General features: G+C 61.7%; 8 protein-coding genes and 1 tRNA gene. 3 read left to right on the plus strand and 6 right to left on the minus strand.

Annotated elements, in window-relative coordinates; all coding sequences use genetic code 11:
* Positions 1 to 571: 571 nt before the first annotated feature.
* The 3 genes from Q0X85_RS09205 to Q0X85_RS09215 form a co-directional block, all read right to left on the minus strand.
* Positions 572 to 2512 carry an ABC transporter permease subunit gene (locus Q0X85_RS09205; RefSeq protein WP_297771576.1) on the minus strand — a complete coding sequence of 647 codons (1941 nt, stop codon included), beginning with the start codon at positions 2510 to 2512 and terminating at the stop codon, positions 572 to 574.
* Complete coding sequence (locus Q0X85_RS09210) at positions 2509 to 3540, minus strand: glycine betaine/L-proline ABC transporter ATP-binding protein (protein WP_297771577.1); 1032 nt, start codon at positions 3538 to 3540, stop codon at positions 2509 to 2511. Before Q0X85_RS09210 ends, Q0X85_RS09205 begins: the two co-directional genes overlap by 4 nt.
* 72 nt (positions 3541 to 3612) lie before the next feature.
* On the minus strand, positions 3613 to 4554 hold the full coding sequence (locus Q0X85_RS09215; RefSeq protein WP_297771578.1) for an ABC transporter substrate-binding protein: 942 nt from the start codon (positions 4552 to 4554) through the stop codon (positions 3613 to 3615).
* Positions 4555 to 4571: 17 nt separating this feature from the next.
* On the opposite strand from Q0X85_RS09215, the gene Q0X85_RS09220 reads away from it, so the two are divergent.
* Positions 4572 to 5414, plus strand: a complete 843-nt coding sequence (locus Q0X85_RS09220; RefSeq protein WP_366129689.1) for a winged helix-turn-helix domain-containing protein — start codon at positions 4572 to 4574, stop codon at positions 5412 to 5414.
* Here Q0X85_RS09220 and Q0X85_RS09225 read toward each other — a convergent pair.
* Positions 5387 to 8314 (minus strand): response regulator, encoded by a 2928-nt coding sequence (locus tag Q0X85_RS09225; RefSeq protein ID WP_297771579.1) that lies wholly within the window; start codon positions 8312 to 8314, stop codon positions 5387 to 5389. The genes Q0X85_RS09220 and Q0X85_RS09225 overlap by 28 nt on opposite strands.
* Before the next feature lie 82 nt (positions 8315 to 8396).
* Between Q0X85_RS09225 and torT the strand changes: the two genes are divergently transcribed.
* A complete protein-coding gene (gene torT / locus Q0X85_RS09230) occupies positions 8397 to 9440 on the plus strand; it encodes a TMAO reductase system periplasmic protein TorT (RefSeq protein ID WP_297771580.1) in 1044 nt (347 codons plus the stop codon).
* A gap of 26 nt (positions 9441 to 9466) precedes the next feature.
* On the opposite strand, the gene Q0X85_RS09235 is transcribed toward torT, so the two are convergent.
* Positions 9467 to 11728 (minus strand): heavy metal translocating P-type ATPase, encoded by a 2262-nt coding sequence (locus Q0X85_RS09235; protein ID WP_297771581.1) that lies wholly within the window; start codon positions 11726 to 11728, stop codon positions 9467 to 9469.
* Positions 11729 to 11890: 162 nt separating this feature from the next.
* Here Q0X85_RS09235 and Q0X85_RS09240 point away from each other — a divergent pair, with 162 nt between their 5' ends.
* Positions 11891 to 12313, plus strand: coding sequence for a helix-turn-helix domain-containing protein (locus Q0X85_RS09240; protein WP_297771582.1), 423 nt, complete (start codon positions 11891 to 11893; stop codon positions 12311 to 12313).
* 202 nt (positions 12314 to 12515) lie between these two features.
* Here the strand turns inward: Q0X85_RS09240 and Q0X85_RS09245 are convergent.
* Positions 12516 to 12592: transfer RNA gene (locus Q0X85_RS09245), tRNA-Ile, on the minus strand.
* Positions 12593 to 12708 lie beyond the last annotated feature (116 nt).

The raw sequence follows: 12708 nt of genomic DNA on the forward strand, positions 1-12708 counted from the left end.
AATGGCGCAAACTCGACGGCCAAAATCGCCTGCCCGAGATCATCCAAGGGGTTGAGTTCCGCGACGGGCTCCGCCACGTTCAAGCCGCCGCCTGATCAGGCGTCACCAACTTTTGCCCATATCTCCCGGCGATCGCAAGAATTCCACAGGCTGAGCGACCGAGTACAATGCGCGCTGCAGCAAGGCGATCGGGTAGGTTTCCGTAACGTAAATTTAAGCAGAAATCCACGCGTTCGCACAGGTGTGAAATGCACATCCTGAAAAATTCAGAGATTTGTTTTACGATAGTCCACTGAGTTAAATACCACCGCTAGTTTATAAGCGGGCTTTTGCCAGTAAGCTGCCAAGTGAATTCGGCAGCGCCTGAGTTATTGTCTAAAGAGAGGCTGTTATGGCCGAGAATAACAGTCGGAATGAATACGGGGCCGTGGTCTTTTTCGGTATTCCACCCCCAAGGTAAGCGCCACAGCCATTCCCTGTGCAACCGCCCTGCAAGTCGCAAATCAGTTCATTCGCGAAAACAAGGCTGGGACTGAACAGCTAATGCCGCGTGGAGAAAAACCCGCGCAGGTCAGGTATTCGCCATACGACGGATCACATGATCGGCCATCAGCCCGATGAAAGCCACGGCAAAGCCCAGCACCAGCCCCTTGCCGACATCGGTCGAACTGAGCGCGCGCTGCATTTCCTGCCCGAGATCCTGTGTGCCGATAAAGGCCGCGATGATGACCATGAAAAGTGAGAACATCAGTGACTGATTGAGACCGACCATGATCGTGGGAAAGGCCAGCGGCAACCGCACGTGACGCAGGCTCTGGCCCCTCGTGGCGCCTGACATGTCGGCGGCTTCGAGCATCGCCTCGGGCACGCCGCGCAGGCCCTCTATCGTGTAGCGGATGAGCGGCACGGCGGCAAAGAGGACCACCGCGCCCACCACCGCAACATCGTTGACGCCAAAGAGCATGATGACCGGGATGAGGTAGATAAAGCTTGGAAAGGTCTGCAACGTGTCACACAAAAGCAGGACCCGTCTGGCCCGGGCCGCGTGCCGTGCGGCCCATATCCCGAGGGGAAAGCCAAAGCTGGCCGCCACGATCACCGCGACAAGGACGGTGTAGACGGTTATCATCGCCCGGTCCCACCAGCCGGAGATGGCGATGTAGCCGAAGAACCCAAGACAGACCAGTGCCGAGCGCCAGCCGCCAACCGCGTATCCCAACGCGGCAAGTGCGACCAGAACGGCCGTGTAGGGGAACCAGAGCAAGGTGTCGCGCACCGGGATAAGAACCCATGTGATCAGGAACCAGCGCAGCCATTGCGTCACCGGATCAATTGTCACGATGATGAATGACATGACTGCATCAATCGGGTCGGCGACCGACAAAGACTGCCCGCGCGAGACCTCGGCGAAGAACGGTATCACGGCGGAGATGGCAAATCCGGCCACCATCAGCGCGGCCCAGATGAGCAGCACGCGGTGCCGCGTGGCCCAGCCGATACCGGGCTCGTGATGGGTCGGCTGGCGCTCGGCCCATGCCTTGGAGCAGCGGTCCAGCGCCACGGCGAGAAGAACAATCGTAATGCCAATCTCGATCGAGCGGCCGATCTTGAGGGCCTGAAGCAATTGCAAGAGCTTCTGGCCCAAACCGGGCATGCCGATAAAGCTGGCCAGAACCACCATCGCCAAGCATTGCATGATGACTTGATTGACCCCAACCAGAATATCCGTTCGAGCGGTGGGGATACGCACGCGGGTCATCAACTGCCAGCTTGTGCTGCCGCACATCTTGCCGCTCTCGATCACTTCGTGAGGCACTTTGCGGAGGCCCAGAAGGGTCATTCGGATCATCGGTGGCACCGAGAAGATGATCGTCACGATTGCGCCCGCCTTGGGCCCGACGCCGATGAACACCACCACCGGGATCATGTAGGCGAAATGGGGCATGGATTGCGCGATGTTCAGAACCGGGTTGAGCACGGTCTCAAATCCGCGCCAACGCCATGCGGCCACCGCGGTCACGAGCCCGAACAAGACCGAGAACGGCGCGGCGACCACGATCACTGACAGGGTTTCCATTGTCCACTTCCACTGTCCCATCAAGGCGATCCAGACAAATGTACCCCCCGCGAGCGCGGCGAGACGCGCACCGCCCAGCCAATAGCCCAGACAGGCTGCGGTCAGCGCCACAACCGACCATGGCAAAGGCCCGACACGGGGCCAGCGGTTCTTGCCGTAGAGGATATTGGCGGTCACGTTCAGCAGCCACTCTATGCCATCCGCGATGGCACGGGTCACGTGGATCAGCCCAAGATCGTCGCGCAGCCATGCAAACAACGCGTTGATCCAGTCCGCGAGCGGCAGGATGAGTATATCGGCCGGGCGCATCAACCCGTCGGGCAATATCGGCCGCGCCGCGATCAATAGCATGGCAAGCGCAAGAAGCGCCCACGTCGGGTTGAATGCCGGAGTTATGGGCGTCGGCGACCGGTCGGGCAGGGTGCTCTCGCTCATGCCTGGCCCCCGAGCAGTACGTTCAGCGCCTCCTGACGGTTGAGGCCGCCGGTGATCCGTCCGGTTTCGTCGGACACGGGCAAGACCTCTCGGCTGTCGTTGACCAGCATGCGTGCCAGTGCGCGAATTGTGCTCTTGCCCGCCACGGGCTGACCTTCGGGCACTGTTCCGTTGATCGGCCGTGCGAGGCCCGAGGCATGTACGACACGCGCCTTTTCGATCTCTTCGGTGAATTTGCGCACATAGTCGGTCGCGGGATTCAAGACGATCTGATCAGGGGTATCGCATTGCTCGACAGCCCCGTCCTTCATGATGGCGATGCGGTCCGCCAGCCGTAATGCCTCGTCGAAATCATGGGTGATGAACACGATGGTCTTGCCCAGCATTTCTTGCAGCCGCAGGAATTCGTCCTGCATTTCGCGTCGAATGAGCGGATCGAGCGCCGAGAATGGTTCGTCCAGAAACCAGATGTCCGGCTCGATGGCGAGTGAACGCGCAATACCCACCCGCTGTTGCTGCCCGCCCGACAGCTCTCGCGGAAAATAATCCTCGCGTCCGTCGAGACCTACCAGCTCTATCACCTCCAGAGCGCGTTTGCGCCGGGTTGCCCTGTCCTGTCCGCGCATTTCCAGTGGAAAGGCCACGTTTTCCAGAACCGTGCGATGCGGCAGAAGGCCAAAGCTCTGAAACACCATGCCCATCTTGCTGCGGCGCAGCCCGATCAGCTGTTTTTCCGAGAGCGCGCCGATGTCTTGCCCCTCGACCGTAACCGTGCCGCCGGTGATCTCGATAAGACGGGACAGGCACCGTACCAGCGTGGATTTGCCCGAGCCCGACAGGCCCATGATGACCAGCATCTCGCCGCGTCCGATGTCCAGCGATACATCCCGCACGGCAGAAATATAACCGGCCTGTCGGATCGCCTCGACGCCGGGATCGCCGTGCAACCCTTTCAGATAGCTTTCGGGCGAGGGACCGAAAAGTTTCCAGACATTGCGGCAAGAGATCACGGTTTCGGACAATGGCACGTGGCACCCCCTTTGACATGACAGAGACCTCACCCGCGGCGCACCACGGGTGAGACGGCGTTTTTGTCGGGGTCAGTTGGTCCAGACTTGCCAGACGTTACCGTTGCTTTCCAGCCAATGCGCCGCAGCCTCTTCCGGCTCCATCTCGTCGATGTCCACCAGCTTGGCCATTTCTGCGATCTGCGGATTGGTAAAGCTGATCTTGGTCAGCATTTCGTAGGCATCGGGCCATTTGTCCTTCATTCCGTCCCACGCCGCCTTTTTCAGATAGCCGTTGGCGGGGTTCCCGCAATCGTAGGTCTTGTCCGGATTTGGCCCGACCGACGGATCGGTGTCGCAGCCCTCGACCCATTCGGGAAACTCGACAAATTCGCCGGGCCAGACGGCCTCGGCAAAATTGGGCGTCCAGTTGAATAGGACGATCGGTTTTTTGGTCTTTTCCGCGGAGCCCAATTCGGCCCAGAGTGCCGCGGCAGAGCCGGCATTCACGACCTTGAATTCCATTCCAAGCCCGTCGACCCGCTCCTGATCATGCTTGAGCCAGTCCACCGGACCGCCAAGAAAGCGACCGGACTCCCCGGTCTCGGGTGTTGCGAAAACGGCAGAGCACTCGTTCAGTGCTTCCCAGTCGGGCAGGCCGGGGCAAGCCTCTTTGGTCCAGAGCGGGTACCACCAGTCCTCTCGCGTGACCGCGTTATGATCGCCTGCGTCATGCAAGCCGCCCTTTTCCAACGCGGCCCGGAAGGATGCGCCGAATGCGCCTTCCCAGACTTCCAACTCCAGCGCCACATCGCCGAGACGGACAGATTCGTAAACCGACTGGCTGTCGGTCGAGACATATTCGACGCTATTGCCCATGGACTCGAAGATCTGACCAACCACATGGCTCATGACGATCTGGCTGGACCAGTTATGTGTCGGGATGATGATCGGATCCTGCGAATCCGCCAAGGCCCCATTCGCCGCCATCGCCGCCGCCGCGACCCCGCCGAAAATACGCAAACGCATAGTCATTCTGTAAACTCCCTGTGTTGATTTATCCCGCCCGTTTTCGGGCTTTGGTGCGAGAAGTTTACGCATCGGATGTGAACACGTCAGACGATGGGCATGAACCAACTGGACTTATTTGTGAAAAATTATTAACAGGAAGAAACCATTCAGAGGTCGCTGCTATGGCAAAGACGGCCCATATCCTTATTATCGAAGACGAGCCGGTGACCCGCACCACGCTCGCGGACTATCTTACTGCGTATGGTTATATCGTCGCCGCTTTTGACAGTGCCGAAGCGGCAGAACCCAAGCTGGAGAGCGAGTGGGCGGACCTATTGCTGGTGGATATCACGCTTGATGGCAAGGACGGATTGCAGATCACGCGGGAAGAGCGCGCTCGCTCGGATATAGGGATTATCCTGACCACCAGCCTAAGTGATGACGTGGATCGCATCGTCGGTTTGGAACTGGGGGCGGATGACTATGTGTGCAAACCGTTCAACCGCCGCGAATTGCTGGCCCGCATCAAGAACCTTCTGCGGCGCACCGAGGGCCAGCGTCGTCTGTCTCGCCAGCATGCGCGCTTTCACGGGTTTACCTTTTCATTTGCCACCCGCCAATTGACCGCGCCTGATGGTGCGGCCATCCGCCTGACCCGTGCCGAATACGAACTTTTGACCGAGTTTCTGGGCCACCCCGGACAAGTGCTGAGCCGTGAGCGGCTGATGGCGGCGGTCACTCACCGGCAGGAAGATCCCGATCCGCGCACGGTCGATGTGATCATCCGCCGTCTGCGTACCAAACTGGAAGACGACCCGGCGGCGCCAAAGCTCATCACGACTGCCCACGGCGAGGGTTACATATTCACGGCGATCCTGGATTGAGGCATGTTTGCCAGTTCCTCGACCGCTTGGCTCAAAGTCTGACGCGCGGCCCGGATTTCGTCGAACAGTTGGAAAATTGTCTCGTCCGCCCGCACAAGATCGCCTGTGCGCGCGGCGTCTTCGATTTTCTGTAGACATATGCGGAGATCGGGCAGGTCAAAATTTCCTGCGGCCCCTTTCATCCGATGTGCGATGCTGGATAGGCGCGCCGTATCCTGCGCGGCGAGCGCGTTCTTCAAAAGCGCTTGCTCGTCTTCCAGCCCCGCGAGGTAGAGCCCGACCGCCTTGATTGTCTGCTCATGGCCCAGATCGGCGCGCATGTGGCCCAGCACGGTCTCGTCCGACCCTCCGGACCATGACGTAGACCGCGGCGACAAGAACACGCTGCGCCGCCCACCGCCCGAGACCTGATCAAGCGCGGCAAGCAGTCGCTCGGGCGAGATCGGCTTGGCGACAAAGCAATTCATCCCGGCATCGAGCTGCTCCTCGACCTCGTCATCCTGCACATGAGCGGAAATCCCGATGATTGGCAATGTGCGCCCCTCGGGCATTGCACGGATATGGCGTGTGGCCTCTGTTCCCGACAGACCCGGAAGGTTGACATCCATAAGCACGAGATCAAAGCTGTCGCACCGCAATCGCTCGAGCGCGTCCTCCGCGCTCCCGAGGCAGACCACATTGTGACCCATCCGCTCAAGATAGCTGCGCGCGACAAGCTGGTTGACCTCGTGATCCTCGACGACCAGCACGTGCAACGCCCGCGCGCCCCTGACGGGTGTCCACTCAGGGAGGTTTTCGGCCAGGGCGCCCGGATCGGCGAGGTCAAAATCGGCCATGAGCGTAAAGACCGAACCCACATGGAGTGTGCTCTCCACGCTCAGCGTCGCGCCGATCACCTCGGCGAATTTGCGACAGATCGCCAGCCCGAGCCCGGTGCCGCCATAGCGCCGTGCGGTGAGCCCGTCTTCTTGCTCGAAAGCTTTGAATATCCGCTGCCGTGCCTGTGCCGAAATGCCCTTACCCGTATCGCTCACCTCGAAGATCAGGGTCGCGCAGCCGGAATCGGCTGGGCGACAGCGCAATCGCAAAACGACCTCGCCTTCCTCGGTGAACTTGACGGCGTTTGACACGAGATTGAACAGGATCTGCCGAAGCTTGGCCATGTCGCCGTTGACAGCGGGAGGCGCATCCTCGGGCAGGTCCAGCCAAAGCTTGATGCCTTTTTCCCTCGCCCCCGGCTCCAGTAGCGTGACGATGACCTGCATTACCTCGGCAACTGAGAAGACTCCGCGCTCTTCCTGCGCGCCGCTCAGTTCGGTTTTGGAGTAATTCAGGATGTCATTGAGGATCGTGAGCAGGCTCTCGCCCGAGGCCCTCGCCGCGCGCAGCTGTTCGAGTTGTGGCTCTGACAGCCCGTCCATCGAGAGGTTGCGCAGCATCCCCAGAACACCATTCATCGGCGTGCGTATTTCGTGGCTCATCATGGCGAGAAACTCGGACTTGGCCCGGTCCGCCGTTTCTGCCTTTTGTCGGGCTTGTGCGTGGGCCTCGACTTCGCCGCGCAACTGCTCGGTCTTTTCGGCGACCAGATCTTGCAGCGCGGTGCGATGCCGATAGAGTTCTTCCTCGTTGCGGCGGCGCGCCTCCTCCAGACTGCGGTTGGCAATGGCCTGCCTGCGAAATACCTCGACTGCGCGTTCCATACCGGCGATTTCGTCTGTGCCACGCGGGGCCACGCGCGTGTCTAGCTGCCCCGCCGCCAACCGGGTCATCATGTCCGAAAGGTTGTCCAGCCGCCGCGAAATGTTGCCGCGCACGTAGAACCAGAGCACGCCGAGCGACAACAAGAGTGCCAGTGCTGCGGCGCCCGCACTGCGCAATCGGGTCGCGCGGATGACTTCCATAGACCGCGTGCCGGCGAAAAAGGCGTCTGCCTGCACGCGTTCCGCAAGATCCGTGACCGCTGCGTGCAATCGCTTGGCCGTGACACGCAGCGCGGCCTGCTGACTTTCGATCTCGCGATCCAAACGCAGGATGTTTCCGGTCAACCCGAGCAGTCCACCCGTGCCGGTGGCGTCGCTCAAAGGCAGGATGATGGCCAGCAGGCGCTCCGCCTGCGCTGCCCGGCCCGGATCGCGGATCGCGGCCACCCGGCGCGCGACGATCGCCGCTCTGTCCTCCAGTTGGGCTTGCACTACAGGCAGATCGTCTCCGGTTCGCATCGTGGCAATACGATTGAACAACAGGCCCATCTCGGCCGTGCGCGAGCGCAATTCAAACATCAGCCCAAGCTGGAACAGGTCGACCTCGATGAGCTTGTCGAGCGTCGCAAGCCGGGATGCGATGCCGGGGTCGCTGGTATCGAACTCATAGAGGTTCGAGATCACCGCTGCGGTGCCCATTTCGGCATTGGCCACCAGGGTGTCCGCCATATTCAGAAGTTCCGAGGTCGCGGCGAGGGCCCCGTCCAGACCCTCCTGGCGTGCTCTGATCAAGGCCAGGCGCTGTTTCACGAGTCGGTCAAGCTCTGCAATGCCCGCCTTCATCTGGGCCACCGCGCGGGTCAGGTCGTCCCCGGTGCCGCCGTGTTCGGTCTGAAATTGTACCAGATGATCCGAAAGCGCCGCAACGCGGGCGCTGAGATAGGCCGCACGGTCCCTACGCTTCGCCTCGTCGCCGACCGCAGCCAGTTCTGGTGCGACCGTGACAATCGACGCGCTTTCCTCGGTAAAGCGGCGCATGTCTGTCAGGACCGGGATCGACCGGTCATACAGGAGCTGCTGCGTGCGGGTGACATCGCGCAACTCGAACCAGCCGAAAAAGCCCGCAAGCGCAGGAAGGCCGGCGATCACGAGAAAGGCGGCCAGCAGGCGCGCACCCAATCCGGTTCTGATTCTCATCTTTTCAGGCCCCGAAACGCCAGTTTCTTGCACTCTGATCCCGCCAGCCTATAGTAATTTTCTGCACAGGAGTGAAATTTTCATGCAAAGAATAATCGCCTGTTTTCTCATGTTCGTCCCCCTGCCTCTGTGGGCTGATGGTTGGGCAATCGAAGCCCATGTGACACCTTTTGACTACAGCAGCGCGACGCGGTCACAGACTTATAACCCGCTTGGCAAGGCACGAGACAATTGGACCATCTGCGTCTCGTATCCACATCTCAAGGACGCCTATTGGCTCTCGGTCAATTACGGCATGGTCGAAGAGGCCGAGCGTCTGGGCGTGGGGTTTCGCCTTGTCGAGGCCGGAGGCTATCCCAACCTTGACCGGCAGATCGAGCAGATCAGGGATTGCGTGGCCAAGGGGGCCGACGCGCTTGTCGTTGGTACGGTCTCTTTCGACGGGCTGACACCGACCGTGCTCGATCTGTCGCGAACCGTTCCGGTGATCGCGGCTGTCAATGACATCGCCGATCCGGGTGTGTCCGCAAAGGCGGGCGTTTCATGGTACGAGATGGGCGCCATGGCGGGCCGCTTTATCGCGGCACGGCATCCGCCGGGCAGCCCTGCCGTACAACTCGCATGGTTTCCAGGACCCAAGGGGGCAGGGTGGGTCTCTTTCGTCGAGGCGGGCTTTCGTGAGGCGGTCGCGCAAAGCTCCGCCCGTATCGCCATAACAAAATACGGCGATACGGGGCGCGAAATTCAGGTGTCACTGGTAGAAGAGACGCTCGATAGTGGTATCGAGGTAGATTACCTCGTTGGCAGCGCACCCACGGCGGAGGTTGCCGTTTCAATTCTGCGCGCGCGTGGGCTGAGCGACCAGATAAGTATCGTGTCGGATTACATGAGCCACGCCGTCTTTCGCGGTATCAGGCGGGGTCGCATACTTGCGGCGCCAACCGATTTTCCCATCTTGCAGGGCAAGCTGGCCATCGAGATGGCAGTCCGTGCGATCGAAGGGTCGCTGGACATCCGCCACGCCGGGCCAAAGATCCGTCTGGTGGTCTCGGAGACCGTCAACGAGGACGATCTCGTCGGAACCCTGGCCCCAGCGAGCTTCATCCCGGTCTTCGAGGTGGAGTGATGCTGTGCCGCAAAGGCCGTTGCGCATCAGGGATGTTGCTTGGCGACCGGGGCGGCAATGCGGCGGGGTATAGCTGACAGTGTGCCGGAAAGGGGGCCACGTCCTTCACGTGCCGGGCGAAAGGCGAGCAGGCGAAGCGCGTTGAGCGTGACGATCACGGTTGCCCCCGTGTCCGCTAGGATCGCTATCCAGAGGCCGGTGATGCCCAGAAGCGTCGTTACTAGAAACACCGCCTTGAGCCCAAGGGCGATGGCAACATTCTGCCGTATATTGGCCATCGTCGCACGGGCAAGGCGGATTGTGGCGGGTACGTCGGCAACGCGGTTGCGCAGGATTGCGGCATGGGCTGTCTCGAGCGCCACGTCGGTGCCTGACCCCATGGCGACGCCGACATGCGCGGCGGCGAGGGCCGGCGCATCGTTGATCCCGTCGCCCACCACCATCACCCGCGCCTCGTGACCGAGATCGCGGATCTTTTGCACTTTGTCCGCCGGCAGCAGCGCCGCGACGTAGTCGATCCCGAGGACTTCGGAGATCGCGGCGGCCGTGCGCGCGTTGTCGCCGGTCAGCATCACCGGGGCTAGCCCCATTGTGTGGATCTGGCGCATGGCATCGACCGCATCGGCGCGCGGCTCGTCGCGCAGGGCGATCACCCCGAGCACGGTGCTCTTGCGCCAGACGAGCACGACGGTCTTGCCTTCCGCCTCGAGGCAAGCGGTCTGTTCCCGGTGCGCGCGGGTCAGAACGCCGGTCTCATCGGCGAGCCGGGGCGAGCCCACGGTGACCATCGCGCCTGCGATCTCGGCTTCGGCACCCTTTCCTGGAATGGCACGAGACGATTGCGACGCCGGGATATCGACGCCGTCCGCCTCGGCGCGGGCACGTATCGCCTGGCCGAGCGGGTGGCTGGCGCCGCTCTCCACCGCTGCGGCGAGGGCCAGCACGTCGGCCTCGGACCCGCTCAGCGGCAAAATGTCGGTGACGCGCGGTCGCCCGCAGGTCAGCGTTCCGGTCTTGTCAAAAGCGATATGGGTGATCCGGGCCATGGCCTCGACTACAGAGCCGCCCTTCATCAAAAGGCCATTGCGCGCGCCAGCCGACAGCGCTGACGCGATGGACGCAGGGACCGAGATAACGAGGGCGCAGGGGCAACCGATCAGCAGGAGCGCGAGCGCTCTGTAGATCCACTCTGACCAGACCTGCCCAAAAGCAAGAGGAGGGATGATGGCCACGAGCACTGCTGCACCAACGACAGCAGGCATGTAAACGCGGCTGAAGCGGTCGATGAAACGCTCGGTCGGCGCACGGGCGCTTTCAGCCTCTTCCACGAGACGTACTATGCGTGCGATGGTGTTGTCCTTGGCCGTCTTGTCGACCCGCACGCGCAACACGGCCTCGGTGTTGATCGAGCCCGCGAACACGGCGCTGCCCACTTCTTTAAGGCTTGGTACGCTCTCGCCCGTCACCGGGCTTTCGTCGACCCCTGATGTCCCGTCTATGACCTCTCCGTCGGCAGGCACCCGGTCACCGGGGCGTACCATCACGACCTGTCCGATCTCGAGACTGTTCGCCGGGACCTCTCGGGTCGCGCCATCGACCTCGAGCCGTGCGCTCGTGGGAACGAGGCGTGCCAGCGCGCGGATCCCGTTGCGCGCCTTGCCGGCAGCGAGGCCCTCGAGCGTTTCACCCACGGCAAACAGGAAAACCACAAGTGCCGCCTCCTCGGCCGCGCCGATCACCAGGGCCCCGCTTGCGGCGATGGTCATCAGCATCTCGATCGTAAAGGGCATGCCGGCCCGCGCCATGGCAAGAGCGCGCCGCGCCACGGGAAAAAGACCAAGCAGCGTGGCGAGAACAAAGGCCCATTGCGCGACCTGCTCGGACATGAGCCAATGCACCGCCCAAGCGGCCGCCAATAGGCCGCCTGTGCCGAGGACGAGCCGGCCCTTGGACGTGGCATACCAACCTTGCGTCGCCTCTTGATCGGGATCGGCCGACCCGGACGCCGAACCGCCGCCTTCCTCGGGCAAGACAAAACCGCCCTCGGGCTGTTCGGGAGCGGCATCTGGTGCCGAAATCCCGTATCCGACCGCGCGGACCGCCTTTTCGATCCGGTCGGGTGAGCTATGCTGCTGGTCCAGTGTCAGGCGCAGACGCTCTGCCATGGGGGCGACATCGACCTCCGTCACGCCGGGCAGACGTTCGACCGCGCCACGGACCTTGCTTGCACAGGCTCCGCAGTCCATGCCGGTCACCCGCCACTCCATCTGTCTCGTGTCTGCTGCCATTCTCGGGCTTCTCCCGGTCCGTGTGCGCCTGTTGAGTCGCTAAGATAGGACCTCTACCAACTGTAGGTTCAAGCCCTGCGGCAGCAGAATTCTCTTGCCCGTTTGCTTGCCCGGTCTGCGCTTGCATCCTACAGTTTCTGTAGGTGCAAAAGGATGAGCTCAATGCTGACGATAGGGACACTGGCGAAGCGAACAGGAACGAAAGTTCAGACGATCCGCTATTACGAGCAGATCAGTCTTATGCCCGAGCCCGAAAGAACCGAAGGCGGTCAACGCCGCTATCGCGTGGCAGATCTCGATCGTCTTGCCTTTATACGGCACGCCCGACAGCTTGGGTTTTCCCTGGAGGCGATCCGCGAATTGCTGGACTTGTCCGACAGCCCCGAAAGCTCTTGTGCTGACGTGGACGCGGTTGCTCAGCGGCAATTGCGCGAGGTGGAGGCGCGGATCGCCCGGCTCAACGCGCTTCGGGTCGAGCTGCGCCGGATGATAGCCGAGTGCAATAGCAACCGGGTTGCCGACTGTCGTATCCTTGAGGTTTTACGGGATCACAGCGAATGCCTTACCGACCACGATAGCGCCTGATGCCGACGGCGCAGGTTCGTCCGGGGCCGGAATGCGACGCGGTCTACCTTGCGTGCACCCTGGCCGTCGCCATCCCGCGAATGCGCGCGGCGAGGTTCGGGCGACATATCTGTCCAGGGCCTCCCAAGCGCCGCGTTCCTGCCCCAAAGGTTCACCGCGAAACATCCTCAAGCGATTGAGGAGAAGGGGAATAAATGGGGTTTGGTAGGCCTGGAGGGACTCGAACCCCCAACCAAAGCGTTATGAGCGCTCTGCTCTAACCAATTGAGCTACAGGCCCGACCTGATCCTCCTCGTAAGCCGCGGCCGGGGTGGGGTCAAGGCTTTGAGATTGCGCCGCGTCGCTCAATCGGCTAACCGGTGGCGCATTCACCTGACATGCACCAGACGGGGGCG

Source organism: uncultured Roseovarius sp. (assembly GCF_947259555.1).
In the GTDB taxonomy this organism is placed as follows: Bacteria; Pseudomonadota; Alphaproteobacteria; order Rhodobacterales; family Rhodobacteraceae; genus Roseovarius.

What these genes read in the sequence shown, in the direction of transcription:
- Q0X85_RS09235 (WP_297771581.1), bottom strand. Translation starts at nt 11,728, where the DNA reads ATGGCAGCAGACACGAGACAGATGGAGTGGCGGGTGACCGGCATGGAC.
- torT (WP_297771580.1), top strand. Translation starts at nt 8,397, where the DNA reads ATGCAAAGAATAATCGCCTGTTTTCTCATGTTCGTCCCCCTGCCTCTG.
- Q0X85_RS09205 (WP_297771576.1), bottom strand. Translation starts at nt 2,512, where the DNA reads ATGAGCGAGAGCACCCTGCCCGACCGGTCGCCGACGCCCATAACTCCG.
- Q0X85_RS09225 (WP_297771579.1), bottom strand. Translation starts at nt 8,314, where the DNA reads ATGAGAATCAGAACCGGATTGGGTGCGCGCCTGCTGGCCGCCTTTCTC.
- Q0X85_RS09215 (WP_297771578.1), bottom strand. Translation starts at nt 4,554, where the DNA reads ATGACTATGCGTTTGCGTATTTTCGGCGGGGTCGCGGCGGCGGCGATG.
- Q0X85_RS09240 (WP_297771582.1), top strand. Translation starts at nt 11,891, where the DNA reads ATGCTGACGATAGGGACACTGGCGAAGCGAACAGGAACGAAAGTTCAG.